The sequence below is a fragment of the Dyadobacter alkalitolerans DSM 23607 genome, assembly GCF_000428845.1.
GTDB lineage: Bacteria > Bacteroidota > Bacteroidia > Cytophagales > Spirosomataceae > Dyadobacter > Dyadobacter alkalitolerans.
This window is the reverse complement of sequence record NZ_AUAS01000003.1, coordinates 305,661-330,940: the sequence shown is the minus strand read 5'-3', so window position 1 is coordinate 330,940 and position 25,280 is coordinate 305,661. Positions and strand designations below refer to the sequence as shown.

At 42.1% G+C, this 25,280-nt stretch carries 28 protein-coding genes and 1 tRNA gene; 16 read left to right on the top strand and 13 right to left on the bottom strand.

Annotation, left to right across the window (positions count from 1 at the left end; all coding sequences use genetic code 11):
* Positions 1 to 16: 16 nt before the first annotated feature.
* On the top strand, positions 17 to 364 hold the full coding sequence (locus G395_RS0107315) for a YbaB/EbfC family nucleoid-associated protein (protein WP_026629453.1): 348 nt from the start codon (positions 17 to 19) through the stop codon (positions 362 to 364).
* Positions 365 to 375: 11 nt separating this feature from the next.
* A complete protein-coding gene (locus tag G395_RS0107310) occupies positions 376 to 1,410 on the top strand; it encodes a glycosyltransferase family 2 protein (RefSeq protein ID WP_026629452.1) in 1,035 nt (344 codons plus the stop codon).
* Here the strand turns inward: G395_RS0107310 and G395_RS0107305 are convergent.
* Positions 1,391 to 1,612: a PspC domain-containing protein gene (locus G395_RS0107305; RefSeq protein ID WP_026629451.1), complete on the bottom strand. Its 222-nt coding sequence runs from the start codon at positions 1,610 to 1,612 to the stop codon at positions 1,391 to 1,393. The genes G395_RS0107310 and G395_RS0107305 overlap by 20 nt on opposite strands.
* A 351-nt stretch (positions 1,613 to 1,963) precedes the next feature.
* On the opposite strand from G395_RS0107305, the gene G395_RS0107295 reads away from it, so the two are divergent.
* Complete coding sequence (locus G395_RS0107295; RefSeq protein WP_026629450.1) at positions 1,964 to 2,158, top strand: cold-shock protein; 195 nt, start codon at positions 1,964 to 1,966, stop codon at positions 2,156 to 2,158.
* Positions 2,159 to 2,220: 62 nt separating this feature from the next.
* Here G395_RS0107295 and lysS read toward each other — a convergent pair whose 3' ends face one another.
* On the bottom strand, positions 2,221 to 3,936 hold the full coding sequence (lysS, locus tag G395_RS0107290; RefSeq protein ID WP_026629449.1) for a lysine--tRNA ligase: 1,716 nt from the start codon (positions 3,934 to 3,936) through the stop codon (positions 2,221 to 2,223).
* A 217-nt stretch (positions 3,937 to 4,153) separates the two neighbouring features.
* Here lysS and G395_RS0107285 point away from each other — a divergent pair, with 217 nt between their 5' ends.
* Positions 4,154 to 6,649 (top strand): AsmA family protein, encoded by a 2,496-nt coding sequence (locus G395_RS0107285; RefSeq protein ID WP_026629448.1) that lies wholly within the window; start codon positions 4,154 to 4,156, stop codon positions 6,647 to 6,649.
* Between the two features lie 2 nt (positions 6,650 to 6,651).
* Here G395_RS0107285 and G395_RS0107280 read toward each other — a convergent pair whose 3' ends face one another.
* Together G395_RS0107280 and G395_RS0107275 are read right to left on the bottom strand one after the other, a co-directional pair.
* Entirely contained in the window at positions 6,652 to 7,362 is a 711-nt protein-coding gene (locus G395_RS0107280; RefSeq protein ID WP_026629447.1) for a response regulator transcription factor, read from the bottom strand.
* A gap of 86 nt (positions 7,363 to 7,448) precedes the next feature.
* Positions 7,449 to 8,288 carry a hypothetical protein gene (locus G395_RS0107275; protein WP_026629446.1) on the bottom strand — a complete coding sequence of 280 codons (840 nt, stop codon included), beginning with the start codon at positions 8,286 to 8,288 and terminating at the stop codon, positions 7,449 to 7,451.
* Here G395_RS0107275 and G395_RS0107270 point away from each other — a divergent pair.
* Entirely contained in the window at positions 8,287 to 9,507 is a 1,221-nt protein-coding gene (locus tag G395_RS0107270) for an AI-2E family transporter (RefSeq protein WP_051350051.1), read from the top strand. The genes G395_RS0107275 and G395_RS0107270 overlap by 2 nt on opposite strands.
* A 3-nt stretch (positions 9,508 to 9,510) precedes the next feature.
* Here the strand turns inward: G395_RS0107270 and G395_RS0107265 are convergent, their stop codons facing one another.
* From G395_RS0107265 to G395_RS0107250, 4 genes are read right to left on the bottom strand one after another with little or no spacing between them, the layout of a single operon-like run.
* Positions 9,511 to 9,990, bottom strand: a complete 480-nt coding sequence (locus G395_RS0107265) for a gliding motility lipoprotein GldH (protein ID WP_026629444.1) — start codon at positions 9,988 to 9,990, stop codon at positions 9,511 to 9,513.
* A 43-nt stretch (positions 9,991 to 10,033) separates the two neighbouring features.
* Positions 10,034 to 10,534 carry a hypothetical protein gene (locus G395_RS0107260; protein ID WP_026629443.1) on the bottom strand — a complete coding sequence of 167 codons (501 nt, stop codon included), beginning with the start codon at positions 10,532 to 10,534 and terminating at the stop codon, positions 10,034 to 10,036.
* Between the two features lie 48 nt (positions 10,535 to 10,582).
* Positions 10,583 to 11,380 (bottom strand): (Fe-S)-binding protein, encoded by a 798-nt coding sequence (locus G395_RS0107255; RefSeq protein WP_026629442.1) that lies wholly within the window; start codon positions 11,378 to 11,380, stop codon positions 10,583 to 10,585.
* On the bottom strand, positions 11,380 to 12,720 hold the full coding sequence (locus G395_RS0107250) for a 4Fe-4S dicluster domain-containing protein (RefSeq protein ID WP_026629441.1): 1,341 nt from the start codon (positions 12,718 to 12,720) through the stop codon (positions 11,380 to 11,382). The genes G395_RS0107255 and G395_RS0107250 overlap by 1 nt, the downstream gene beginning before the upstream one ends.
* A gap of 233 nt (positions 12,721 to 12,953) precedes the next feature.
* Here G395_RS0107250 and G395_RS0107245 point away from each other — a divergent pair.
* The 3 genes from G395_RS0107245 to G395_RS0107230 all read left to right on the top strand — a co-directional run bounded on the left by G395_RS0107245 (position 12,954) and on the right by G395_RS0107230 (position 14,742).
* Positions 12,954 to 13,026: transfer RNA gene (locus G395_RS0107245), tRNA-Phe, on the top strand.
* Between the two features lie 399 nt (positions 13,027 to 13,425).
* Positions 13,426 to 13,719, top strand: coding sequence for a helix-turn-helix domain-containing protein (locus tag G395_RS0107235; protein WP_026629440.1), 294 nt, complete (start codon positions 13,426 to 13,428; stop codon positions 13,717 to 13,719).
* Positions 13,720 to 13,764: 45 nt separating this feature from the next.
* The gene (locus tag G395_RS0107230) at positions 13,765 to 14,742 is read left to right on the top strand and encodes an AAA family ATPase (protein ID WP_026629439.1); all 978 of its coding nucleotides are present in this window, start codon (positions 13,765 to 13,767) and stop codon (positions 14,740 to 14,742) included.
* Positions 14,743 to 14,782: 40 nt separating this feature from the next.
* Here G395_RS0107230 and G395_RS0107225 read toward each other — a convergent pair whose 3' ends face one another.
* Positions 14,783 to 15,034 carry a hypothetical protein gene (locus G395_RS0107225; RefSeq protein WP_157486609.1) on the bottom strand — a complete coding sequence of 84 codons (252 nt, stop codon included), beginning with the start codon at positions 15,032 to 15,034 and terminating at the stop codon, positions 14,783 to 14,785.
* A gap of 219 nt (positions 15,035 to 15,253) precedes the next feature.
* Here G395_RS0107225 and G395_RS0107215 point away from each other — a divergent pair, with 219 nt between their 5' ends.
* The 8 genes from G395_RS0107215 (at position 15,254) to G395_RS0107175 (ending at position 20,200) form a co-directional block, all read left to right on the top strand.
* Positions 15,254 to 16,183 carry a DUF8464 domain-containing protein gene (locus G395_RS0107215; protein WP_026629437.1) on the top strand — a complete coding sequence of 310 codons (930 nt, stop codon included), beginning with the start codon at positions 15,254 to 15,256 and terminating at the stop codon, positions 16,181 to 16,183.
* Positions 16,152 to 16,532, top strand: a complete 381-nt coding sequence (locus G395_RS0107210; RefSeq protein ID WP_026629436.1) for a hypothetical protein — start codon at positions 16,152 to 16,154, stop codon at positions 16,530 to 16,532. The genes G395_RS0107215 and G395_RS0107210 overlap by 32 nt, the downstream gene beginning before the upstream one ends.
* On the top strand, positions 16,529 to 17,239 hold the full coding sequence (locus G395_RS0107205) for a P-loop NTPase family protein (protein ID WP_026629435.1): 711 nt from the start codon (positions 16,529 to 16,531) through the stop codon (positions 17,237 to 17,239). Before G395_RS0107210 ends, G395_RS0107205 begins: the two co-directional genes overlap by 4 nt.
* The gene (locus G395_RS0107200; RefSeq protein WP_026629434.1) at positions 17,220 to 17,753 is read left to right on the top strand and encodes a hypothetical protein; all 534 of its coding nucleotides are present in this window, start codon (positions 17,220 to 17,222) and stop codon (positions 17,751 to 17,753) included. Before G395_RS0107205 ends, G395_RS0107200 begins: the two co-directional genes overlap by 20 nt.
* Before the next feature lie 232 nt (positions 17,754 to 17,985).
* Positions 17,986 to 18,315: a plasmid mobilization protein gene (locus G395_RS0107190; RefSeq protein ID WP_026629432.1), complete on the top strand. Its 330-nt coding sequence runs from the start codon at positions 17,986 to 17,988 to the stop codon at positions 18,313 to 18,315.
* On the top strand, positions 18,312 to 19,094 hold the full coding sequence (locus G395_RS0107185) for a relaxase/mobilization nuclease domain-containing protein (protein ID WP_026629431.1): 783 nt from the start codon (positions 18,312 to 18,314) through the stop codon (positions 19,092 to 19,094). The genes G395_RS0107190 and G395_RS0107185 overlap by 4 nt, the downstream gene beginning before the upstream one ends.
* Positions 19,095 to 19,267: 173 nt before the next feature.
* Positions 19,268 to 19,531, top strand: a complete 264-nt coding sequence (locus tag G395_RS0107180; protein ID WP_026629430.1) for a hypothetical protein — start codon at positions 19,268 to 19,270, stop codon at positions 19,529 to 19,531.
* Positions 19,532 to 19,726: 195 nt separating this feature from the next.
* Positions 19,727 to 20,200: a hypothetical protein gene (locus G395_RS0107175; RefSeq protein WP_026629429.1), complete on the top strand. Its 474-nt coding sequence runs from the start codon at positions 19,727 to 19,729 to the stop codon at positions 20,198 to 20,200.
* A gap of 36 nt (positions 20,201 to 20,236) precedes the next feature.
* Here G395_RS0107175 and G395_RS0107170 read toward each other — a convergent pair whose 3' ends face one another.
* From G395_RS0107170 to G395_RS0107155, 4 genes are read right to left on the bottom strand one after another with little or no spacing between them, the layout of a single operon-like run.
* Positions 20,237 to 20,980 carry a hypothetical protein gene (locus tag G395_RS0107170; protein ID WP_026629428.1) on the bottom strand — a complete coding sequence of 248 codons (744 nt, stop codon included), beginning with the start codon at positions 20,978 to 20,980 and terminating at the stop codon, positions 20,237 to 20,239.
* Position 20,981: 1 nt separating this feature from the next.
* Positions 20,982 to 21,698: a response regulator gene (locus tag G395_RS0107165; RefSeq protein ID WP_026629427.1), complete on the bottom strand. Its 717-nt coding sequence runs from the start codon at positions 21,696 to 21,698 to the stop codon at positions 20,982 to 20,984.
* A complete protein-coding gene (locus G395_RS0107160) occupies positions 21,695 to 24,031 on the bottom strand; it encodes an ATP-binding protein (RefSeq protein ID WP_026629426.1) in 2,337 nt (778 codons plus the stop codon). The genes G395_RS0107165 and G395_RS0107160 overlap by 4 nt, the downstream gene beginning before the upstream one ends.
* On the bottom strand, positions 24,024 to 25,244 hold the full coding sequence (locus tag G395_RS0107155; RefSeq protein ID WP_026629425.1) for a DNA cytosine methyltransferase: 1,221 nt from the start codon (positions 25,242 to 25,244) through the stop codon (positions 24,024 to 24,026). The genes G395_RS0107160 and G395_RS0107155 overlap by 8 nt, the downstream gene beginning before the upstream one ends.
* Positions 25,245 to 25,280: the final 36 nt, after the last annotated feature.

Sequence of the window (25,280 nt, the reverse complement as noted above, 5' to 3'; positions counted from 1 at the left end):
CTTAATTAGTACGACTATGTTTGGTAATATGGCGGATATGATGGGGCTCATGGGCAAAATGAAAGACCTTCAGTCTCGCATGAAAGACGCGCAGGATTCATTGGTAACGCTGACCCAGGTTGCTGAGTCGGGCGGCGGAATGGTGAAAGCGACCGTAAACGGACAAAAAGCATTAATAGGACTAGATATTGATAAAGATCTTATCAATCCGGACGATAAGGAAATGTTGCAGGATCTGATTGTTGCCGCAGTCAATAAAGCATTGGATAACATTGAACCAAAAATAAAAGAGCATTTGCAAAAAGCTACGGATGGTGTACTTCCCAACATTCCCGGGCTTGATTTAGGAGGGTTTATGAAATAACCACCTCATCAATGGCTTCCACTGTTGCGATTGTCATCCTGAATTATAACGGCAGACACCATCTCGAACAATTCCTTCCCAACGTTTTAAAATATTCAGCAGGCTATTCAGTCTGGATAGCTGATAATGCATCTACGGACCAGTCGCTCGACTGGTTAAATGCTTCATATCCAACATTAAATACGCTCACCATTTCCGAGAACAAAGGGTATGCGGGTGGCTATAATGATGCGCTAAGACGCATTGAGGCTGACTATTACATCTTGCTGAACTCCGACATTGAGGTAACCGAGAACTGGATACAACCGGTGATCTCCTTTATGGATTCGGACGAAAGGATTGCTGCCTGCCAACCAAAAATACGCGCCTACGATCTTCCTACGCACTTTGAATACGCAGGTGCGGCCGGCGGATATATGGATTACCTGGGTTACCCGTTTTGCAGGGGACGCATTTTTGACACCCGGGAAGAAGATCTGGGTCAGTTCGACGACGAGCAGGATGTGTTCTGGGCAACGGGTGCTTGTCTTTTTGTCCGTGCCTCGGCTTTCCATCGCGCTGGTGGTTTTGACGAGTCGTTTTTCGCGCATATGGAGGAAATTGACCTTTGCTGGCGGTTGCTGAATATGCAGTATCGCATTACATATTGTGGGAAATCAGTGGTTTATCATGTAGGAGGGGGCACATTGCATAAATCCAACCCACGCAAAACGTTCCTGAATTACCGGAATAACCTGATCATGCTCTTTAAAAATCTTCCGAAAGGCAGGAGATGGAAAACCGTTTTTATCAGGCTAATACTCGACGGGATTTCGAGCGTGCGGTTTATGGCTACCGGTGCCTGGCCCGACGTTGTAGCGATTTTGAGGGCGCACATTGCATTTTATATGATGATTCCTGCGCTTATAAAAACGACGAAAAGAACGTCATATCGCGCACCGCTTTATTACAGAAGCATTGTTTGGGAGTATTTTGTGCTGGGGAAGCACCGTTTCAGTCAGTTGACGGGAATTACTATCAATAAAATTACAGTTCCCAGATCGTAGGACTATTGTGACGACGCCAGTGTTTTTGCAGCTCCATCCAGAAAGCAAGCACCAGATAAAGGATAATCGGCGAGCCGAAGGTCATGAAGGTGGCATAAATAAAGTATAACCGGACGCTGCTAGCCGGGAAATTGAGCTTTTCGCCCAACTTTGCGCATACACCAAATATTTGGTCCTCAACGTAATACCGAAGTCTGCTCATACCCATTTTTCAATAATTACATCATAATTAAGGATTTTTACCCGCATATACAATTCTGTATTCAAATTACCCAAAAAAAACAGGGCGAATTGGCAAAATACCGCTAAGTCGTAAATTTTCAAATTCTTTAATCAAATAAATTGTTTTCCAAACAATTTTTGTTTCTTTGTGATTCAAGATTTTGTAATTTGTTCATTATAATCGAGATGTCTTGATGAAAAAATCCAAAGTTTCTTTTACCAATGCAGTGAGCCTCCCTCAATTATTTGGTTAAGCGTTTTGGGCTTTTGATTGAAACGATTACAATTATCTTGTATTTTCACCTTATTTCAATTTTTTTATTCAACCATTATGCCAACAGGTACTGTAAAATTTTTCAATGAAGCTAAGGGATACGGCTTCATCGTTGAAGACGACACAAACAGAGACATCTTTGTCCATGTGACAGGATTGGGAGGACTTACTATCCGTGAAAATGACCAAGTGGAATACGAAGTCGTTGAAGGGAAAAAGGGACTAAACGCTGTCCAGGTAAAAAAGATATAATCGTATTTTTTTTGCAGGAATGAAAATGCCACTCGGTCAGAGTGGCATTTTTCATTTGTTCTTTAAGCTATCCAAGTCTTTACATCATCCAGTAAAGGCATTTTTTCATCTATTTTAAGCTTTTTCCGCATCCCGCCCAGATCATTGAAAATCTTGTTGGGGTTAGCCGCTTTCAGCTGTTCGATGGTAAGAATGTTCATTTTCTGTAATGCAGGGACCCATGCAGCAGGCACGCCGGCATTGATATAATCCAGCTCCTTCGCCATTTCAACCCTGCGTTCGGGACGCATTTGCGGGAAGAAAATCACTTCCTGAATGCTGGAATTATTGGTAAGCAGCATGGTAAGCCTGTCAATCCCGATGCCTATGCCTGAACTTGGCGGCATGCCGTATTCGAGGGCCCTGAGGAAATCGTCATCCATTTCCATCGCCTCATCATCACCACGTTCTTTCAGTTTCAGCTGATCTTCAAAACGCTCGCGCTGTTCCAAAGGATCATTCAGCTCGGAATATGCATTGGCGATTTCCCTGCCATTGACAAAAAGCTCAAAACGCTCTACCATGCCTGGTTTTGTGCGGTGCTTTTTGGTCAGCGGGGACATTTCAACGGGATGATCGGTAATGAATGTAGGCTGGATAATGTTCGCTTCCACTTTCTCACCGAAGATCTCGTCAATCAGCTTTCCTTTACCCATGCTTTCGGTCACTTCCATTCCCCACGCGCGGCATTGCTGGCGGATGCTATCCTCGTCGAGTGCTTCAACATCCAGGCCTGTGTATTGCTTGATTGCGTCTGTAATGCTTAATCTTGGGTAAGGGCCGGCAAAATCCAGCTCTGTTTCTCCGAATATAACGGTTGTTTTCCCGTTGACTGCCAGGGCAACCTGTTCGAGCAATTGCTCGGTCATCTGCATCATCCACAGGTAATCTTTGTAGGCAACGTATAGTTCAACCGTCGTAAACTCAGGATTGTGCGTCCGGTCCATTCCCTCGTTCCGGAACAGTTTCCCAAATTCATAAACGCCTTCAAAACCACCCACTATAAGCCGTTTCAAATGCAATTCCGTCGCAATGCGAAGGAAGAGATCCATATCCAGCGAATTGTGGTGTGTTTCAAACGGCCTCGCAGCGGCGCCTCCATGAATGCTTTGCAAAACAGGCGTTTCCACTTCCAGCCAGCTTTTTGAATCAAAAAAGGAGCGCATCGTTGTAATGATCCGGGCCCTTTTTATAAAAATATCACGCACTTCCGGATTCACGATCAGATCCACGTAACGCTGGCGATAGCGTAGTTCGGGATCGGTAAAACCGTCGTAAATGTTGCCTTCTTCATCGCGTTTTACCACGGGAAGCGGGCGCAAGGATTTATTTAAAAGCTTAAATTCCTGCACATGGACTGATATCTCGCCGGTTTGCGTAGTAAATACAAACCCCTGAATACCAATGATATCACCAATGTCCAGCAGTTTTTTGAAAACGGTGTTGTAAAGTGTTTTGTCTTCGCCCGGGCAAAGATCGTCCCTGCGGAAATATAATTGCACACGTCCCGTGCTGTCCTGAAACTCGGCAAACGCAGCGCTTCCCATAATCCGGAAACCCATGAGCCGACCTGCCATTGTGACGTGCTTATAATCTATCTTATTGTTTTCGTAATTCTTGGCAATGTCTGCGGCATATGTATTCACCGCAAATTCTTCCGCAGGATATGGTTCTATGCCCATCCGCATTAATTCTTCGCGCTTTTGTCTGCGCAATATTTCCTGTTCGCTTAATAGCATTTTTGACAGTAATGGTTTGAAAACGACAACCTCAATGTTCGAAAAGAGTCCGCAAAAGTACTATATTTTGCTTGAATAACGAGGATGAAACCATTAACCTGCATTCGTTCGTTGTAAACGTATATGTGCTGGCACGTTATTAATAATTTGTTTAATGCCGAATGCAGCTTTTATTATCAGGCAAGTCGGACATTAATTGCGTTAAATCCCTCATTTCATGTTTGCAAGAATTTTAAAAATCTTTGGAATAATTGCCCTCTGTGCATTTTTCCTTTTCGGTGCAGTCGAGATATGGGTTTACAGAAACAGGGACAATATCTTCAAGAAAACCAAAGAATTTGCAAACGAAAACCTGAATGGAAATCTGGAAATTAAGGACTTTAAGTTCAGGCCTTTCAGCGGATCTTTCGGCCTCAATTTCACATTAACCAACATTAAGCTTACCGACAGCCTTTACCAGCGTCACCAGAAGCCTTTCTTAGAAGCAGAGCAAATGCACATTGCGCTGGATCTTGCGGGTTTTTATAAAGGGAATATCAAGATTAAGAACCTGATCCTGGAAAACGGGAAGATGAGATTGTTTGTCCAAAAAGACGGCTATTCCAATTTGAGCATTTTTAAAAACGATTCTGAGAAAAAGAAGAAAAAAGACTCAGACGGAAACGACGGGCTCTTTAAAAAGCTGGGCAACATGCGTTTTGTTAACTTTTCCGTCAGCTATTCCGACTCGCTCAAACAAAAATATTACGGAGCATTGCTTCACGATGTGACGAATATATTAACCACAACGGATTCTACGACAAATGCCAGCCTGAACGGGTCTGTGTTGTTTAATCAACTGACTTTTAAGCCAGATAAAGGTGGTTTCCTAATGAATCAGGAAACGAGAATTGGCGTTGCGCTGGCCTATGACGCCGAAAATAAGCTGCTTAAAATCTATCCTTCTGTGTTGGAAAGTGCTACCAATGATAAAATCGGGATTAACGGTATATTTAATTTTGCTGATTCCTCGAAACAGTTTACGCTCAACTTTGAAGCCAAGAAAATTGCTATCAAAAATGCACTTCCGTTATTGAATCGAAGAATTAAGGAGCAAATTGACTCCATCGGCATCCAAACGGAGGTGGATGCAAAGGTGCATGTGAATGGTGGGATAGCCAGTACGGTGCAGCCGCACGTTGACGTATATTTCAAGACGGATACCTTTCAGTATAGCCTGCCTGTGGGCGTCTTAAAGGATATGCAGGCAGAAGGCACCTTTACCAACCAGGCCGATACGACACAAATACCCGGACCGCTCAATTCACGGGTAACAGCACCGGATGTCAAAGGAAAATTTGAAAGCATCCCGTTCCGGCTGGCCATTGCCATTACCAATTTCCGGAATCCAATTGCAAGGATCACTGGAAACGTCGATGCAGATTCCACAAACCTGGACCAGCTTCTGGACCCGACGCGCTATCGATTCAAGAATGGTTCAGCGAAAATAGATTTCAATTTTGACGGCAGTTTGAAAAACTTTTACGACCCTGACCGCGACCGGTTTAATGGCAAACTGAGCGGCAAGGTTTCCATCAATAACATCTCGATGGATTATCTGCCCCGGCAGGTGCATTTGAAAAAAATAAAAGGTGACTTCACATTCAACGAACAGGCATTTGTATTCCCTGACCTAAGCTTTTCCGACGGCCAGAATATGCTCTATATCAGGGGAAAAGTGCTCGACCTGATCCCTTACTTATTTGGCTCGCCTAAACCGTTGCGGGCCAATGTGGACATTAACATTCCTAACTGGAAAATGAACTGGCTGGAAACGCTGCTGGCGCCCCGGCAAGTAGTAACGAAGAAAAAGAAGAAGCTGAAACTGGTGGAATTGCTCGATGACGCCATCGATCAGATGCAGATCGTTGCCAAACTGGATGCTAAAAAGCTGAATTACAGGAATTTCACAGCCAAGGATGTAAAAGGGCAGTTTACGATCAAAAACAATGCTGTCAGCATTGAGTATTTTGTCATGAAAGCATTTGGAGGCGGAAATGTGCGTGTTTCCGGGGAAATGGACAATTCAGGAGCAAGCCAGCTGCCTCATATGGCCATGCGCGGCAAAATCTCCAATGCGGATGTACATTCTGTGTTTTACTCGTTTGATGATTTTGGACAGAAGACCTTTACCCATGAAAATCTGAAGGGAATTTTGAACACCGATTTTAGTTTTGAGTCAAGGCTAAATAACAATGTCCGGCTGGTTCCGTCGACAATGAAAGGTTTGTTGCGCATTGACCTTACCAATGCTTACATTCTCAATTTTGAACCTTTTATGAAGATGAAAAAACTCATCTTCAAACGAAGGAACTTTGAGCGTGTGAAGTTCGCGCCCATCCGCAGCGATTTCAAGCTGAGTGGCCAGGAGATCGAAATTGCGCCAATGGAAATTGAGTCGAATGTGGTAACGCTTTACATCGATGGCATATACAGCTTTGGTAAGAAAACGGATATCAACATTCAGATCCCACTAAGCAATCTCAAAAAGCGGGATTCAACCTACGTGCTCGACCCGAACAACGAAGAGAAAAAGCAGGGCTCGAAAATCTTCCTGAGGGCGATCGACGAAAATGGTGAAGTAAATATTAAGCTCGCATTCAGGAAGAAAAAAGACAAGGAAAAGGACAAAAGGGACGAACCGGAGATTGACCCCGATCTTATCGAAAAATAAGGTTATTCCTGCTCGTTGCTGAACATGTAACCCACGCCTTTAAGAGTTTTAATGTAACGGTCGCCCAATTTTTCACGCAGTTTCCTGATATGGACGTCCACAGTCCTTTCGAGAACGTAAATGTCCGCACCCCAGATTTTCTGCAGTAATTCGTCGCGGTTAAACACTTTGTTGGGTGTTTGCGCGAGAAAAAACAGCAGTTCAAATTCCTTTTTGGGCAGCACAACAGACTTTTCAGAACCTTGCGTAACCGTATAATTTTTCCGGTTAATGGTCAGGTCCAGAATGTCTATCTGATCACCGGATTCTGCTTTCTGAGCTTCCCTACGGAACAATGCATTAATGCGGCTCATCAGAGCCCGCGGCTTGATAGGCTTCGTAATGTAGTCATCAGCGCCCACATCAAATGCTGCAACCTCCGAATATTCCTCCGACCTGGCCGTTAAAAAAAGAATGTAAGTATTTTTAATCTCCGGGTTACTGCGCAAAATGCGGCCGGTTTCGATGCCGTCGAGCTGCGGCATCATAATGTCCAGAAGGATCAGATCAGGAATAAATGTCTTGGCGATTTCGATCGCTTTCTTGCCGTTGGAAGCGGTAACCACCGAATAGCCTTCCTTAATTAAATTATATTCCAGAAGTTCAACAATATCGGAGTCGTCGTCAACAACTAGTACTTTCGGGGCTGACGCGCCAGATTTAGCAATGCTCATGTTTTTCTTATTAAAACGCAGTTCGAAATTAGCAGATGTGATGTTCAGATTACATGCTTTACAACATTGTTAACAGAAACATAATATCATTTATAAGTAATCCGGTAAATGTCGCCCTGCTCATTTGTCACGAGCATATCGGTATTATTCAAAAACAGGAGCGCCTCATTTTGTTTTTTTACCAACCGAAAACAGCCACGTGGTTTACTGAAATCAATGCGGTTACCTTCCACGCCAAACAGCAGGATCTTACTATAAGTCAGCAAAGCGAAAGTCTTACCGTCCGAGCTGATATCGGCCGCTGTAACCTGGGCATTGATGCGAATGCTGTCAACGGCAGTTAGGGTGTAATTTCCTGGCGTTGCGGGAAGGCGGTAAAGTTTGACATATTCGTTTTTATCCCAATTTTTAGAAAAGAGATAAAGATTTTTTTGATAATAAAATAGAGATTCACAATCGAATGCGGGTCTGTTGTTGATCCTTCCAGTCGATTTCTGATCCGCATATTGGAATGAAATCTTTTCGGTAGTAAGCTGTTTTTCGTCAAATTTATAGACATCAAACCGGTCCCTTGGCGTCCCGTTATTTCCAAAATCGCCAATGTAGTAATTTCCTTCCGCGTCTTTCGTCAGATCTTCCCAGTCGATATTCTTTGTGTCAGGGACTTTTTTTGTTGAAATAAGCTTGCCGAAAAGGTCAAATTCGTAAAGCTCCGCATTACCGCCGCTATCATTATGCGTAGTGAAAAAGCCAGGTGCTGAGCCATTTGCTAAACCTGAACTTTCGGAGGCAACAGCGGGAAGCTTGCCTATTTTGCTAATTTTGTATTGAGAACGTACTTTCTTGAAATCGTTGATCTTATGATCAGGCTGGCAAGTACAGAACACAGTTTTGGCAGCAAACCACAGATACATTAATTTATTCATGAATTCATCGTTACGTCCTCTTCCAAACAAAGATAAAGAAACCCCTCTTTACCTGAAACTGGCGAGTATACTGGTCGCACTTATTGCGTTTGTCTATATCCTCTTTATTCTTCGGGAAACGATCATTCCCATCGCGTTTTCTATCTTGCTCGCTATCCTTCTGCACCCGGTTTGCGTTTGGCTGGAAAGGCACCGCGTACCGCGGATCGGGTCCATTCTGCTCAGTATTCTTGCCCTTTTTCTGGTGATTATCGTGCTTGTGTATGTTGTGTCTTTGCAAATAGGCAGTTTCGCAGAAGAGCTTCCCAGGATCACCGAAAAAGCGGAAACGATTTTGGATCAAACCCTTACAATGGGCGAGCGCTATCTCAACATCAGCCGCAGCCAGCAGGTTAGCGAAGGCAAAAAATACTTGATCAATGCTTTGAGTGAGGGTAGGGCTGTTTTGTTAAATACGCTTGTTACCACCACCGGCGCCATTTCAACATTTATTTTAATTCCACTTTACATATTCTTCTTTCTGCTCTACCGCGATTTCTTCCGGCGTTTTGTTCACAAGGCTATTACTAATGTGCCTAATGAATCACTGAATGCGCTTTTGAAAAAGATATATGAAGTGATTCAGAGTTACCTGTCGGGATTGTTCCTGGTGATTCTGATTGTGGGTGTTTTAAACAGCATCGGGTTGCTGCTATTAGGCATTCCGCATGCGATTTTCTTCGGTTTTCTGGCCGGGTTCTTAATTCTCATTCCATACATTGGGATCCTTATCGGGTCCGTTCTTCCTGCGCTTTTGGCTGTTGTTACGATGGATTCGCCCTGGTATGCGGTGGGTGTGATCGGGATTATGAGCTTTGTTCAATTTTTGGAGGGAAATTTTATTACGCCAAACATTGTGGGTTCCAAAGTGAGTGTTAACCCGTTGGCTGCCATTGTCGCGCTGTTTTTAGGCGGGCAATTATGGGGTTTGTCCGGCTTAATCCTGGCCTTGCCGGTAACTGCGATCCTGAAAGTGATTTTTGATACGATCCCAAGCATGGAACCTTACGGATTTTTGCTCGGCGAACCCGTGCATGAAGTGAAGGAAGATCAAAAGGAAGTGGTTATAGAGCAGACTACAGAAAAGGAATTTAAGAAAAAACCTTATCGCAGATATCGCAACAAACCCCGCAATCGCCCTGACGAGAATACACCGCCTGCCAGCACACCGGAAATCTAAGCTTTATTTCACTGCCACTTTTTCAACACTAATACCCACGCTCATCACAAACGGGAGAGGGTTTTGGCGCATGGATTGGGTCAGCGTGAATGTATATATTCCGGACTTTTGGAATTTATAATTTTTAAGGAAAGGGATTTTATGATCAAAAAGATCTCCTAACCCATGGCCATAAGGTTTTCCGGTGGTTTCGTTGGAAAGATAAACCTCTTCCAATGTATTAGAAATCACTTTTTGATCCGGACCGGTGAAATTCCTGGTCAGATACATGTTATAATAAGGATACTGCAGCGTGTTACGAAGCAGATAATAGAGATTATAAGTCGCCGTCGTATCCGTTATTTCAACTTTAAAGGTCGGCTTGTTTTTGATATACCAAAGTCCGTCATCAATGTCCTCGTGCGCTTTGTAAACCACGTTTTCATCACAGCCCGACAATGTAAGGCAGAGGGTAAAGATTGAGACAAACCAAAAAAACTTCATTCCGGACCGTTATCGTTTAATTGACAAAACTAATCATTTAAACCTAAACGCTGGATTGCGCGGAAAAGTAGCGGTTGAGCCAGGAGTTTGACGCGGGCGTCTTCCAATGGTTCATCCACTGCGCTTTTGTGGTCACCTGATTATCGAAAATAATCGTCGACGGCAAAAGAATTTCATTTGTAACAGCCTGCTTAATGCTTGGAACGGGCACGGTATGAATCTGATCATCAGCTCCTAAGTAAGCGATCGAACGATCAAAGAAATTAATGTTCATTGAACCGCCCACAGCTTGCATCCAATGTACGGACTTATCAATAGAGCAGCCGCTTGGAAGCTCATCGTTTTCATCCACCGCAATAACCACAAACCGATGTTCGAACACTTTCCCCGAGGCCGTCAGCGGTTTTCCGTGTGCTTCCCAGCCATCCAATGATGCTTTCAAAGTTTCGGTCAAAATGCCAACTTCTGTGTCAGTTAGCTGACGATCAGCCTGATAGATCCAGACACGGGATTGAAAATCGATATCGCTAAATGGAATGTACATGATTCAATATTTGTAAAATAAAACTAATTGACAGTGCGCTGGGCAACATTATAACCCTTCGGCCTGAGCGATCAGTTCCGCTAGGTCATAAACTTTAACTGCGCCTTCCTTCTCTTTGTTTTTAACACCATCCGTCATCATAACCATACAAAACGGGCATGCAACCGCAATGGTATCAGCGCCTGTTGCCAGGGCTTCTTCAATTCTTTCAATATTAATGTCCTTTTTGCCCGGTTCCGGTTCTTTGAACATTTGTCCGCCGCCCGCTCCGCAGCAAAGTCCCTTGGTCCGGCATCTTTTCATTTCGACCAGATCGGCGTCCAATGCTTCCAAAACATGCCTGGGCGCCTCATAAATGTTATTAGCACGGCCCAAATAGCAGGAATCATGAAATGTGATCTTCTTGCCTTTGAATGTTTCCCCGCCTTCGATCCGCACCCGGCCTTCATCGATCAGTTGCTGCAAAAACGTTGAATGATGGATCACCTCATAATTGCCGCCCAGCTCCGGATACTCGTTTTTTAATGTATTGAAACAATGTGGACAAGCCGTCACGAACTTTTTAATTCCATACATATCCAGCACCTGAATGTTGGACATAGCAAGCATTTGAAATGTAAATTCATTGCCCGCCCGCCGCGCCGGATCACCCGTGCAGCTCTCCTCCGTGCCTAACACAGCAAATTTTACGCCAGCCTTATTCAATATTTTTACAAAAGCGACCGTCACTTTCTTATAGCGGTCGTCGAACGAGCCGGCGCACCCCACCCAGAACAAAACCTCGGGAGCTTCATTATTTGCCGCCATTTCGGCCATTGTAGGCACTTTGTATACGAGATCACTCATTATTCTTTCGGTTCAAGGGCAGCGGCCCAATTAAAACGGTCACCCGGTGAAAATTTCCATGGCGCCTGATTCGTATCCAGGTTTTGGAACATCATGTTCCAGCTCGCCGACGCCTGCGATTCATCCATCACCTTATGTCGGCGCAGTTGTAAAATAATGTCCAGCGGATTAATGAGCACCGGGCATTCCTGCACGCACGCATTGCAAGTAGTGCAGGCATTTATTTCTTCGACTAAAATGTAGTCTCCGATCAGGCTTTTGCCATCCTCAACGAACTTGCCATCATTTGCCTGCATGATCCTGCCCACATCTTCCAACCTGTCGCGCGTGTCCATCATAATTTTCCGGGGCGAAAGCTTTTTCCCCGTAATGTTAGCCGGACAAGCTGCCGTACAGCGTCCGCATTCCGTGCAGGAATACGCGTCCATGAGGTTTTTCCAGGAAAGATCCGGCACATCCTTTGCCCCAAACCGGTCAGGAATCACAGCCGCGTCACCCGTTTGGGCCGTATCAATTCCTAGCATAGTCTTCACCTCAGCTGTAATTTCCGGCATATTGTCCATTTTTCCCTTCGGTGCCAACTTTGCAAAATACGTGTTGGGAAATGCCAAGACAATGTGTAAATGCTTGGAATAGGTCAGATACACGGCAAAAACGAAAATGCCGATAATGTGAAACCACCAGGCAAACCGCTCGTAAATCACAAGCATATTTTCATTCCAATTTCCAAAAAGCGGTTTGAGAAACTGGCTGAACAGGAAGTCACCTGTTTGCGGATAATGCGGATTTCCCCTGTCCTGAAGCGCGAGGTCGGCGGCATTCATGGTCAGGATCGCAATCATGAGCACGATTTCAAAAACCAGGATCAGCTTGCCATCCAGCGCAGGCCAGCCGTTCATTTCGCGGTGGCGGGAAGGCTGTAATCTTTCCACCTTAACCGTCGTGCGCCTGAGCAGGAAAATTACACAAGCAACCAGCACGCCCACAGCAAGAACTTCAAAAAAACCAATCAGCACCGGATAAAATCTACCGAGAAACGGCACAAACACCCGATGCTGCCCCAGAACGCCATCCAGGACAATTTCAAGGACTTCAACATTAATCAGGATAAAACCAATATAAACCGCGAAATGCAGGAAGCCGATCAGCGGTCGATCAAACATTTTCTTTTGCCCGAAAGCAATGCGCAGCATTGTAGAAAGCCTTTCTCCGGGATTATCCGAACGGTCCTCCGGCTTGCCCAGCAGAATCGTAGACCGGATCAGCGTAACCCGCCGATAAGCCAGCCAGGCGACTGTCGCCAAGACGACTATAAATAAGATTTGCTGAAATATTGCCATTCCCGAATCATTTAAACGCGTCATTAGTATGCAAGCATACCTTAACAAATATGGTAAAAATGTAAGTCGGTGCAAATGTTTTTAAGATAAAATATGCGGCTGTGCCCGTAAAACAAAGATTATCAAGGGAGTAGGTTGTTGCGACAAACAAATTGAGAAATATTTCAGCAAATAGTTTGCAAAGCAAAACCAAACTTCTAGTTTTGCAGTCCCAAAGGGAACCAATTGAGCCTGGTGATGTAGCTCAGTCGGTAGAGCAAAGGACTGAAAATCCTTGTGTCGGCGGTTCGATTCCGTCCATCACCACAGAAAACAAAGCTAGTCGCTTGATAATCAATAGATTATCGAGCGGTTTTTTGTTTGGTTTACATTCTGGTTTACAGTCCGCCAGAACTTCAAAATTTCCCGCCTTAGAGTTTATAGTTCACCCAGATTTAACCCGTCTTCAAAATCTCAAAGTTTGCGGCCGAACATTGGAACTTCAATTGCCATTTTCCGGCAAACTGATCAGCAAATCTTTATTATTTCTTATCTCACCAACGAAATTTTGCTTTTTCTTACCTCGGATCAAGATTAAGCAAAATAAGCCCATACGGCCTCCAAATGCATTTAATAGCAGTTGAAGCAAAGTTCATACTTTTTCATACTTGCTTTTTTTCGCCTTCACCTCAACATTTGATCCCATCAACAAAAAACAAATGTGCCATGACCAAACTGCTAGTAATTGAGTTTGACGAGTTCAAAAACTTCACCAGACAGGTGATTCAAGAGGAGTTCAAGAATGCCCTCAGCCCGAAAGCGGATCCAACGTCTAAGAGTGATGAAAGACTTCTATCCCGAGCGCAAATGGCCCGGGAGCTGGATGTTTCCCTGGTGACGCTGCATCAGTGGCAAAAGGACGGGCTACCGTATCGCCGACTTCACCGAAGAATTTATTTCGTGAAATCAGAGGTGTTGGATTACATGTACACAAACCAGAAATCAAAGAAAAAGGGATAATGCCTCGAACGCATTACCCCTTCAAAAATTCTTAACAAAATTAGTATGACAAAATTAGCTGCCTTGAATGGTTTTCACAACCATTTGGAAGGAAAGATTTTACATAAATCTTCCCTCAATGATATGGAAGATCTGGCGATAAGAGGAAGAACGCTTGCTCCCCTCAGGCGTTTGCTGGGAAATTACGTACTGGAAAACTCTGCTGTCATATTTGCAGCTGAGCGGGGTACGGGAAAGACTTTGATAGGACTCCAAGCCTGCGTCGCCATTGCATCAGAATGGCCTTCGCTTTGGAATGAGCCAATCGAGTATCACGGAAATACATTATTTATTAACTGTGAGCTAAGTGAAGACACGATCAGTCGAAGGCTGGGTATGCTATTCGAATCTCCCCCTGAGCAAATCAATTTCTCAACCTACCGAAGTAAAGTCTACACAACTAAAAAGGGGTTGGAAGAAGAGGTCCAGGCTATTGTAGAAATGTCGAAGAGCTTGAAGCCGGTTTTAATAGTCCTGGACAATTTCAGGGTAGCTTTTCTAAATTCCGATACTAACAATGGAAAAGAAGTGGCAAAAGCAATGCACTTGATTTTGACGCTACGCGATTTGCTGGATACAACAATCATCATCACAGACCATACGCGAAAGCATACCAGGAACTTGCTGACTGATAGTGATCTTCAAAGCGGCTCCGGCGTGAAATCTGATTTGACGGATAGCGACATGTTTCTCCGGAAGAGCAAACAGGATATTCAATACCGGATCTTCAAGCGCTCTAAATCCAGGCATTGCGAAGAGACGGACGGTGCTAAGTTGATCCGTCTGAATCCTGAAACGCTATGGTTTGAATTTGTTCAGGACAACATCGAAGAAGCGCAGCACATAGGCACGGAGGTAATGCCGGTGAAGGAGGAGCAGAAGGACTTAGCACGCGAGCTTCGGGATCAGGGTAAGACTATTGAGCAGATTGCGAAAATATTGAACAGGGGCAAAGGGACTATTCATCGCTGGCTAAACGAATGATTGGCCTGTAAGAAGTCCACATTTTTCTCACAACCCCTCCTTATTTATGAGAGGGGATTGTGAAAAAATGTTCGAAGAAAATGGTGATATCTGGCAATTGAACTCGGCCAGTTCGGCTTTGTTCCACTTGTTCCAAAAATTCCATTTGTTCCAAAGTTCTATTCGTTCCACCCGTTCCATTATTTCCATTTGTTCCTGAGATGTTCCATCTCGTTCCAAAAGTTCCATTTGTTCCAAAGTTCCGTTTCGTTCCATCCGTTCCATTAATTCCATTTAGCCTCAGATGTTCCATCTCGTTTCATTTGTTCCATCCGTTCCATTAATTCCATTTAGCCTCAGATGTTCCATCTCGTTTCATTTGTTCCATTCCGTTCCAGGCGTTCCACTTGTTCCAGAAATTCCATTTGTTCCACATTTTTCGGTCAAAAATTTGACTAAAAATGTAACGCCTTTATAATCAATTAGATAGTGAATTTTTTAGGCAAAATGGAACAAGTGGAACGCGTGGAAAATGGAACGGAACGGAACGACTGCGGGTGAAAAAAGAAAAGATATGAATGCAAAACAATTAAATCGGCAACACAGCATAATAGAATTTTTGGATCAAAATGGCTACCGGCCGACGTCCAAAAGAGGTATTAACTATTGGTATATCAGCATGATAAGAGATCCGGAGAAGCACGCATCATTCAAAGTGGATATCGATAAAAATCTTTGGTACGACCATGGAATTGGGGTAGGAGGTAATCTAACAGACCTAGCATGCCAAATTTTCAAAACGGAAGATGTGAAGGAGGTAATCGGGCTAATAACTGGCAATTTTTCTTCTTTTCACCCGCAACCAAAAGTGCAAATTGAAAAGCAGCCAAGCAATAATAAGCTACGTATAGTAAATGAAGGTTACATTCAAGATCCTCGATTGATCGATTATGTTAATGCCCGCGGCATCTCCATTGAAGTTGCTCGGCAACATTGTACCGAGGTAACCTACTTGAATCAAAATCACATTTTTAAAGGGATTGGCTTTAAAAACCAATCTGGTGGATACGAGCTCCGAAGCAAAGGCTTCAAATCCTGCATTGCGCCAAAGGACGTGACTCTGATCAAAAATTGTGGCAGTAACCTGCTCGTCTTTGAGGGTTTCATGGATTTCCTGTCTTATCTCATGCTGCCGGTTTTTCATGTGGCCCATGCAAGTTTTCTGATACTTAATTCAATCTCGCTGCTAGGAAGGGCATCCGAGTATCTATCTCCCTTCGATTCCAAATTCCTGTTTCTTGATAACGATCCGTCCGGAGTAAAGGCAGCAGCGAAGATCAAACAAGGATATCCTCGTGTGATGGATATGAGCTTGTTCTATGCTGGGCAGAAGGATCTGAATGAATTTTTAATCCAAAATGCAAAATGTGATGAACAGAAATGTGCTACTCCGGCTGTATGAAAGAAAGGATTCAAAGCGCAAACGGTTGCTTTATGATCTGTTCAAGGATACGATTGCCATGAGCGCATCTTTATCCATGATTGCAGATTTGATCAATCAGGAATTGGGTCAGAAGGATTTGATTCGATCTGCTGACATTAAGTATTGCCGACATTACTTCCGAGGTAAAGATAGCCAGTCGTGTGCCGTAAAGGAGATCAATCAGGCTATAACCAAGCCACCGTCGACAGATCAGAATTTACGAGAAGCTGATGCAGCTGTTATTCTAGACCCTAAGAACTGGACCAATCCAGACGCGGACAAGACAAATTCAAATTCCTCACGTAAAAGTAAATTTTCTAACAAATGAAAGAGCTCAATTTCATCCTGCAAGCCAAGGGCGGTGTAGGAAAAAGCCTGCTAACCTACCTGTTAGGTCTTGCTAAACAAAATTGCGACAAATCCCTTTTTGTGGATTTGGATAGCTCGACTGGTACGTCCAGCCGGCAACTTAGATTCTTGGGAGAGTCGTGCACCGAAGCAGTCTCTCTGCTCAATGAGAAGGAAGTCTTGGTGAGAGATAACTTGGTCTCTTATATTGAAAGCCTGGTGGACACTCCATTTGACAGGGTATATTTTGATTTGGGTGCTCCTGAGTCGGAGCAGTTCCCAGCACTCCTAGAACTCGACCTGCCATTCAGGCAATTCATGGACGAACTGGATTTCAAGGCAAATTTTCATGTCGTTGTCGGAGGTGGTGGAGCATACATTCCCAGCGTAGATTACCTTCAAAAGCTTGTGATCGCTCTGCGTGGACAATTTGATGTGACTGCCTGGCAAAGCATCACGACGTTTAAAAATTTCTCTGCCTTAACGGAAGAACTGAAACGCAACAGTGGAGCAATGGGATTGAGATTTCGAATGTTCGGAGATTTCGATCCAGGCTCAAACCTGGGGAGTCAGATTCTGGACGGTGTGAGAAAAGGTTATGGTATAAATGAATACCAGACAGGGGCAAGGATCAGATTAAAAAAGGAACTAACCGATAATTTCAAAGATGAGCTCGCAAATAACTAAGGAAGAAGTCACCAGAATAATGGGGCAATTTCAAGCCAAGTATGGCTATGAAATGGATGAGTGGACAGCAGTGATCTTGACTGAGTTAAATGACAGATTCAACGTTTTTGGAGAAACGGTTGAAAGCACCAAAGCCGAAATCGACAAAGCGGCGAAGCTCGTGAAAGGTCAGGTCAACACTGTACATTTTCGGGATAACATGCAGGCATTCATATTCAGTATAGGGAAGTCTCTATTTCCCTCACTCGTAGCTCTCGCAGGAATTGTTGTGATTGCCTATTATGTCGGGCAGTTCGAGAAGTTCAAGTCAGTTTCACATTTTACAGAGATGTATCCGGATTTCGATACGTTTCGGGAGCTGATCAAGGTTGCGGATGTACAGGAGATTAATTCCAAAAAGTACCTGGTTCTACGCCCTGCCGCGAAATCGAAGTCACCAGAGGTAGGGAGGGAGTACGAATATCTCAAAGCAGATAATGTTGTCGTTGTTCCTTTGGAGCCTGACAATCAATAGATACGTTCAATTTTCGGCTTATTTCGACCGGATTTGACCATTTTCGACTTTTTTATAACGCCAATTTTTGGCCTTGTTAAGCCTTGTTAAGCAAGCCATGTGTTTGTAACTACAATTCTTCGCTTCGCTCCGAATTGCAGTTACAAACACACCGGTCGTTCCTCCCTTGTCTTGCCAGGGCTCCGCCCCGAACCCCATCAATATTCATTATTAACAAGCAACCATCAGCGCCATGGACGAAAACGCTCATGAAAATACCAGTCAGTCAGGTCAGGCGAAAAGGGAAAATAAAGACAGAACGATCCCGCTGCGTGTCACGCAGCAAGACTACGTTAAAATCAAATCAAAGGCCACCTTGGCCGGACTGTCAGTGTCAGAGTATCTGCGGAAACTTGGCACCGGCCACCCGGTACAAGCCAGGTTTGATAAGGATGAAAAACGGAATCTGCAAGGGATAGGGACTAACCTCAATCAATTGGCCGCATTTGCCAACAAAGGATTTTTCTATCAAAAACCGATTACAGAAGTTTTGGAAGAACTTAAACGCATTCTAAAAAAATGATAGCAAAGACGACCATCGGATCCAGTTTTGTGCGGGCTATTAACTACGGAGCAGGATACAGTCTGAATGGTAAGGAGATCGAAGGAAAATCAGAGCTTCTGGTGTTGCATAACATTGTCTCCCTGGATCCAATGGGCATAGCATTGGAAATGCAGCAGGAAGCTGCGTGCAGCCGCTGCAAAAAGCCAGTGTGGCATTCTTCGCTCAGCTGGAGGCCAGATGAAAACCCAACCGAGGAAGAGATGATCGAGGCGGCTAATAGATACTGTAATAAGATGGGGGCAGATCCCAAGGATCATCAGATTGCAATTTATCAACATTACGACAAGCCTCATAAGCACATACATATTTACATCAACCGAGTGCCAACGGATGGGAGTAAGGCATTGGAGACATCACACAACTATGCTCGGAACGTAAGGGTATGTAAAGAGATTACGCAAGAACTTGGTTTTGCCAAGGTCGAGAAGCTGCGAGAAGGGAAGTTGCGGCATGTTGCTGAACATCGAAAGGAGGCTCAGAAGGTTGTTAATTTGGCTATCAAGAAGGCTTTGAAGCAGGGCTGTAAGACACTTGAAGATCTTGAACGGCGGTTGAAGGAGAAGGGGATTGACTGTAAGTTTACGATGGAAAAAGGCAGATTGAAGTATTCTAGTTATAATTATCAGGGAATGCCGGTCAAGGGGCAAGATGTTGGGTTTGTTGCAAAGCAAATAAATCAGCTTCTAGAAACCAATGCGTCAATTTCAATAAGAAAGGGCAAGAATTTTCATATCTAGCACTTTGCGTAGAGTTACTGCTGTTAAGCAGGCATCACAATAATTGGTCCCATACAAGACCTTTCCATGTTAACTGATATTAGGTACGTATTAAAAATGTCCTGTATACGCGACCCCAACCATTAAATAAACAAGTAAATGGTTTTCCATCTATATTTAAAAGCAACCGTACAATGACAGAAACAGATATAGGTATAACATTTCGTCACTTTGAAGATTTTGCAGAACTGGAAAATGTGCCAGTTCCTGGACTTTCACAAATTTTAGGTAAGCTGTTACAAAAGTTCAACTACCAGCCAGGAATTTGTGAGTTGGAAATAAGCAATGTATTCCGTGCAAGAGCCTTATCCGCATCAACAATTGAACAAGCATGTGGCGAATTTAAAGACCAAAAAGCCCTAGGATGCCCTCCAGACCGAATTGCTGGTCAAAATTGATGTAACGAAAAAGGTCATGCAGTTTTCTATTGCTCCACTGATAATGGTGTTACTATTTTTGAGACTCGGCCTGAGGTTGGGCAATTTATCGTAGTTGGTCAATATAAAAAAACCGATACAAATACGTTAAACGTACCGATTATTGGGGCTCAACAAATAAAACAGGCCCTTGCTCGTCGCAATCCAAAAGACCCAATGGTAAGGATCGTGGGATCCTTGCCTTATTTTTCATCCAGTGCAGACCACAATCTCCTAGAGCTTGATTTAGCGTTGTCACAGTGGTTTACTAGAAAAGTTGATGCCTCAAACAGGCAGACTTATAAACTTACAACTGCCTTTTACGAAATGTTGGTTAAGCAAATTGCTTACTTCGATGATCATGAATTTGTAGAATGTCTTATATACCCCAGCGTCGAAAGTGAAGTTTCTGGATTTAATATTGTGATGGAGAGGAACTTCGTACAGCGTAATTACAATTTGATAAGTGCAGTAATCTATAAGATTGAAATGAAGGAAGAAAAAACATATGTATTGCGATCCTTAAGATCTTCAGCAAATATTAGACCAAAAGGGACCTTGATTTGGGAACGTTTTTACGACTGTGATGCAATATGGACACTTTCACCAAATTCACCATCCTTTCTTCATAATGGAGATGGCTCATTTTAAGAATTATTAAAAGATAAAAATTATAAGAAAAGACTATCAGATAAGTAAATTTGAGTTGCCAAAGACTGTCATTTCCTCCTTGAATTGAAAAAGGTAATCACAAAGAAGGCGCCTACGCTTTATACCTTTATGATGTTTCAATATGTCATCAATTCTCAAATTTGTTTTATGGATAATAATATTTCGCACGTCCTCATAAGATAGTTTTTCATTTAAACCTACCAATAAACTGGACTTTATAATTACCTGTATATCTCCCTTAAAAATTTTTGTTAACCTGTCAGGCATTGGTGACTTCCATTGGTCTAAATACAACCTAATATCTTGATCCGCATGATTTTCGGTTGGTATATCGCCAAAACCAAGAAATACTTTTGCCCCAGCCTCGATAGCGAGTTCGCCTAAACTATCAGCAGAGTTGCAGGTGAGACAAAATATTTTCTTTTCTTTGAAAATTGAAATATTGTCAGGATTTATAAAGTCTTCACTTAGATGTTTCTCGTGTGGATTCTCAGCTAAATAGTCATCAGAGACCATTCCGCAGGTACTAGGGAAAGATGCACCGAAAAGCGAGTCGCTTTTGCCGTGACCTAAAAATATTATGGATTCATTATTATCGTGGGCTGCAATTTCAGCAAGACACCTATCGTGTGACTCCATCGTCGGCTTAACTTTATAGCAATGGAATTTATTCCCTAAGTTCTGTTTGATGGATACCTGAATCGAATTGAGAAACTTAGTTGACTTGTGATCTGGATAAATACATAAAATTCTGCTCATATCACTCGGCAATATTGAATTCGGAGTTCATCTCGATTAGCTGTGCAATGGCACTTTCTAGTAAGGCTTTCTGGAAACCTATTCCAGTATTTGACTTTATCCTTATCTGTTCTAAAACTTCCTCAATAGTCTTATTAGCAAGCGGTGGGTAGGTACTGCGAAACGTCCAACTTTTATATCTTTCAAGTTGTTTTTCAAGCTCATTCTCAAGAATGAAAACATTATTAGTAAAAAATCGAAGTAGTCCTTCTTCGAGATTTTCTTTTTTGCTTAATCCATCCAAATTCATTTCTATAAGAACCTTGACATTCTTAATTACAGAATTAAGCTTTTTTTGAGGACCAAACTCACCTATACCTCCGACGATATCTCCAATCACTTCGTCCATATTTGCGGAGTACAAAATAGTTGGTATAGCCCTGCCGCCACTTCTGATCTTAATGTTCCGAATCATTTGAAAGCCATTTAAGTTAGACAAGCCCAAATGATAATCGCATACAATGACGTCAACCGTTCTTTTTAAGTAGCGATCAGTAAATAAAGTATCAAAAATTTCATCTATATCTACATTGCCCTCACCATCAATAGAGAATGTTGTCGGGTTTAAGATCTCATAATTGAAATCAATACGTTTGGGTAATAAGTTACTTTTGATGTTCTCTATCTGGGATTCATTTGGATTGTCATCAATGAATATTCCGAACTTCTTTTCGCTCATGATCTAAATTGTATTTTGAAGCATGCTCCTCTGAGTAACGTGCCATTTCCGACAAATTCAATTTTAGCCTTCATTTCACCCAGTTTCTCTCGAACTGTATGTAATCCAATACCGGAACCAGTTGTAGAAGTGATCCCTAAGTCGAAGATGGATTCAGACGAGTTTAAATACTGCCTAGTTAAACCTTCACCATCATCGCTAAAAAGAATATCTAATCCAGAATCTCTAATTTTACTATCAATGATAACTTTGATTTTTTTTGCTCCCGCTTTTACAGAATTATTTACTAGATCATCAAAAACAATAGCTAGATCTAACTTACTGACAAATCGCGTAAATCCATTGGAAGAAGATTCGACTATAAATTCTAAGCTATCTCGGTCATAGATTTCATTGTAGCTATCTAAGTATTCACTCACGTATTCGACAATATCAATACTTTCTTTTTCACTATTACTATTGAAATCTGCCCTGGTGACGAGTTTTGTGATGTGCACTATTTTCTTTGAAAAGTATTTTAATTTCGAAATTTCCGAGATAATCTGAGTTTGGTTAAGCTTGTTGGCCTTAATTTCTCTCAGAATCTTGATGATTCGTTCATCTATTTCGAGCGCATTAATTTTGACGTTGTGTATCAAACCTTCTGCGTCTTTACTTAGTAGCTTTCGAGTTGCTGAAAAGTAATTGTTTTTTTGTTTTTCAAGATCGAGTTGCTGAGAAATTGCTCGCTTTTCCGTTCTAACAATTTCTAATTCTCGCTCAGTGCTTTTCCGTTGTGCAGAGAAATCGTTAAAAATATTCTCAATTTTTTTAGCCTCGTTTAGTAGCGAAATGTCATCGGAATCGCGTGCAATTCTTCTAAAATTGTTTACTATTTTTTTTATACTTTTTTCCTCTTGGTTTGATATTATCTCTATGATATCTTTGTTATATTCAATATGTATTATAGATTTCTCATCAGAGATATTACTTATTAATTTAACTAAATTTTTCTTAATATTATCCTGAGATAATTCTTTTAGATTTTCATCGTCGACACCCCATTCTGCGACATCTACCACAAACTTTTCCAAACGTTTAAATGCCTTTTCGAAGAATAAATCCAGAAGTTCGGAATAGGCTGAATTTTTCACAAAGCCCCCGTCTCTACTTGTCACCTCTTTTAACGTGTCATTCTTATCGTAGATCTCAATTTGACCCATAAGGTTACGAGTTTGTAAGTTCCTCGCATACCCTTGTGTACCTCTTGCGTCGATACCCAATGAATCATCTCTGGATTCGCCAAATGGATAAACCCTAAATCCGTTTTTATATATAAAAACGTTTCCGTAATTTATCGGTTGGGTACCCATCTTTTGAGTAAAGGTTGCCTTCGCTGATCGGTTAAGAAAATATAAATTGATATTTATATTTTGTAGATAATTGAACGGGTTTGTTTCAATTATTGAATATATTTTTTGATTTCGATCAATTAGCTCTGTCTTTATATTCTTACCATCGTCGATAATACTTGTCTCAATTCTAGTTGTTTTAAGGCCTAATTGATCAAAGATGAAGTTTTTTATTTCGCCGTTAACCGTATTGTAATATGTCCATCCTTCACCTTTGTCAATACTATTTGCTACTTCAAGATCGCGCTGCATTTCATCCGGGACGTCTAGCGTAATGCTGAATCGTCTTTCGGAGTTTCGTTCTAATGAGTTTTGAGGCTTGATTAATTTAGATAGTTTGTCTTTGAGACTCAGTAAAGCATCTCTGTCCCATTCTTTGGTAATATCATATATTTCTAAAATTGTACCATGTTTAATTGGATTTAATAGAGATGTTAATGAAGAATGTTTAATCGGAACATCTTTAAATTCAATATTTTGGTCTTTCTCAAAGCTTCTCCAATTGACTTCAAGTGATTCAATAGACTTATTTGAAGTGTTTTTTACAGTGATCAGTTTAAGTCTGCTACCAAGTCTATCGCAAGAGAATCGACCAACACCCTTTGATCCTGCAAAGCTTTTATTTTGACTAATTCTATGCCTGTAATCTTTATTTCTTTGGTTTTCATCGATCAGGTCTTCGGTTCCATCTCGCTTACCTGAAAAGCCAACAAATAGCCACTTGTTAATTAAGTCATCATAACTCATTCCTTTTCCGTCGTCTGAAATAATAATGCTCGGATCTTTACCGTAAAGATTATTAAATCTAATTTTAACTTCACTGGCGTTCGCATCAAACGAATTTTTTACCAACTCGAATACTGCGATATTTTTATCTGTTATTAAATCTTTGCCGATTAAGTTCTTCAGCTCGGAACTTATTTTAAAAAATTCGTTATTCATAACTCAAAAAGCCTTTTAAGATGTCGCCGCATTGTTCAGCAAAAAGCGGTGGTATGGCATTTCCGATCTGGGTATACCTTGGTACTTGCTGTGTTCTTACTTTTCCTCCCGTTGTATATTTCCCTTTAAATTCAAACCAGTCTGGAAAGCTTTGAATTCTGGCATATTCTCTTACCGTAAGAATTCTTGGTTCTTTATAATGTATATAGTCATCCGGTAAGGTGGTTATTGTCGGGGCAACCATGTTCTCCGAAAGGGGAATCGTAGTGTGCTTACTTATCTTCAAATGAGATCTAGTATCGTCATCTATTCTCTTATTTCCGTTTTTGTTTTGTAAGAGATAGTTAAACCTGTCATGTATCGTACTGGAATGTTTTGGAAAACTATGACTATCTGGAATGTTTTCATCATATTCGTTTCGCATAAACTGCTGATATCTCGACTCAGGTTTCGAGTATATTCCTGTCTTGAAATTTTTCCTATCGGGAGTTTCTACCAAGCCGTTTGTCATCAGAAGGTCAGAAATTGCATTTCCTAATGTTGGGTGAAGGGGTAAATCTTTGTCAGTTAAAAACCCTTCTTTTTTAACAAATATTTCGTTAAAAAATGAGCTTGCAACTACGTCATTTGAAAGGCCGATATCATTGCGTATTCCAACAAGGATGAATCTTGATCTCCGTTGCGGTAAACCGTAGTTCGCAAAATCAACCATTCTCCCTTCTACTTGATAGCCCAGAAATCTTAAAACCCTCAGCACATATTCAGAGTAGGTTGCCCCCTTTGATCGATTCTTTTCAAATTTTAATGTGAATCCCTTCACATTTTCAAAAAATATCATTTTTGGACGAACGTGCATTATAAATCGCAAATATGATTTAATAAGTCCATTTCGCACATCATTCTCTTTTCTTCTGCCCGCCGATGAAAAGCCTTGACATGGTGGCCCTCCCACAATCAAGTCAACAGAGCCTCGGAGGTCGGTTAGTTCCGCTTTATAATTTGTTAAGACGGTATCAATTTCCAGATTTTTCATTGGCAACCATGCTGGCCAATCGAAATGCCCTTTTTTGTCTATTAGGTTATGCCTAAGGGTTAGGAAAGCGTCTGGACTCTTTTCAATTGCAAAAATACCTTTCCAGCCGGATTTATGCAGACCTAGGGAGAGTCCCCCGCATCCTGCGAAAAGATCAATATAGTTTAACGTCTTACTCATAATGAGAACATGAGATTTTTACAGCAGATAATGTTT

Bases quoted from the DNA above. Each gene is read 5' to 3' on its own strand.
- G395_RS0107315 (WP_026629453.1), top strand. From the start codon at position 17: ATGTTTGGTAATATGGCGGATATGATGGGGCTCATGGGCAAAATGAAA.
- G395_RS0107310 (WP_026629452.1), top strand. From the start codon at position 376: ATGGCTTCCACTGTTGCGATTGTCATCCTGAATTATAACGGCAGACAC.
- G395_RS0107305 (WP_026629451.1), bottom strand. From the start codon at position 1,612: ATGAGCAGACTTCGGTATTACGTTGAGGACCAAATATTTGGTGTATGC.
- G395_RS0107295 (WP_026629450.1), top strand. From the start codon at position 1,964: ATGCCAACAGGTACTGTAAAATTTTTCAATGAAGCTAAGGGATACGGC.
- lysS (WP_026629449.1), bottom strand. From the start codon at position 3,936: ATGCTATTAAGCGAACAGGAAATATTGCGCAGACAAAAGCGCGAAGAA.
- G395_RS0107285 (WP_026629448.1), top strand. From the start codon at position 4,154: ATGTTTGCAAGAATTTTAAAAATCTTTGGAATAATTGCCCTCTGTGCA.
- G395_RS0107280 (WP_026629447.1), bottom strand. From the start codon at position 7,362: ATGAGCATTGCTAAATCTGGCGCGTCAGCCCCGAAAGTACTAGTTGTT.
- G395_RS0107270 (WP_051350051.1), top strand. From the start codon at position 8,287: ATGAATTCATCGTTACGTCCTCTTCCAAACAAAGATAAAGAAACCCCT.
- G395_RS0107275 (WP_026629446.1), bottom strand. From the start codon at position 8,288: ATGAATAAATTAATGTATCTGTGGTTTGCTGCCAAAACTGTGTTCTGT.
- G395_RS0107265 (WP_026629444.1), bottom strand. From the start codon at position 9,990: ATGAAGTTTTTTTGGTTTGTCTCAATCTTTACCCTCTGCCTTACATTG.
- G395_RS0107260 (WP_026629443.1), bottom strand. From the start codon at position 10,534: ATGTACATTCCATTTAGCGATATCGATTTTCAATCCCGTGTCTGGATC.
- G395_RS0107255 (WP_026629442.1), bottom strand. From the start codon at position 11,380: ATGAGTGATCTCGTATACAAAGTGCCTACAATGGCCGAAATGGCGGCA.
- G395_RS0107250 (WP_026629441.1), bottom strand. From the start codon at position 12,720: ATGGCAATATTTCAGCAAATCTTATTTATAGTCGTCTTGGCGACAGTC.
- G395_RS0107235 (WP_026629440.1), top strand. From the start codon at position 13,426: ATGACCAAACTGCTAGTAATTGAGTTTGACGAGTTCAAAAACTTCACC.
- G395_RS0107230 (WP_026629439.1), top strand. From the start codon at position 13,765: ATGACAAAATTAGCTGCCTTGAATGGTTTTCACAACCATTTGGAAGGA.
- G395_RS0107225 (WP_157486609.1), bottom strand. From the start codon at position 15,034: ATGGAACATCTGAGGCTAAATGGAATTAATGGAACGGATGGAACGAAA.
- G395_RS0107215 (WP_026629437.1), top strand. From the start codon at position 15,254: ATGGAACGGAACGGAACGACTGCGGGTGAAAAAAGAAAAGATATGAAT.
- G395_RS0107210 (WP_026629436.1), top strand. From the start codon at position 16,152: ATGAACAGAAATGTGCTACTCCGGCTGTATGAAAGAAAGGATTCAAAG.
- G395_RS0107205 (WP_026629435.1), top strand. From the start codon at position 16,529: ATGAAAGAGCTCAATTTCATCCTGCAAGCCAAGGGCGGTGTAGGAAAA.
- G395_RS0107200 (WP_026629434.1), top strand. From the start codon at position 17,220: ATGAGCTCGCAAATAACTAAGGAAGAAGTCACCAGAATAATGGGGCAA.
- G395_RS0107190 (WP_026629432.1), top strand. From the start codon at position 17,986: ATGGACGAAAACGCTCATGAAAATACCAGTCAGTCAGGTCAGGCGAAA.
- G395_RS0107185 (WP_026629431.1), top strand. From the start codon at position 18,312: ATGATAGCAAAGACGACCATCGGATCCAGTTTTGTGCGGGCTATTAAC.
- G395_RS0107180 (WP_026629430.1), top strand. From the start codon at position 19,268: ATGACAGAAACAGATATAGGTATAACATTTCGTCACTTTGAAGATTTT.
- G395_RS0107175 (WP_026629429.1), top strand. From the start codon at position 19,727: ATGGTAAGGATCGTGGGATCCTTGCCTTATTTTTCATCCAGTGCAGAC.
- G395_RS0107170 (WP_026629428.1), bottom strand. From the start codon at position 20,980: ATGAGCAGAATTTTATGTATTTATCCAGATCACAAGTCAACTAAGTTT.
- G395_RS0107165 (WP_026629427.1), bottom strand. From the start codon at position 21,698: ATGAGCGAAAAGAAGTTCGGAATATTCATTGATGACAATCCAAATGAA.
- G395_RS0107160 (WP_026629426.1), bottom strand. From the start codon at position 24,031: ATGAATAACGAATTTTTTAAAATAAGTTCCGAGCTGAAGAACTTAATC.
- G395_RS0107155 (WP_026629425.1), bottom strand. From the start codon at position 25,244: ATGAGTAAGACGTTAAACTATATTGATCTTTTCGCAGGATGCGGGGGA.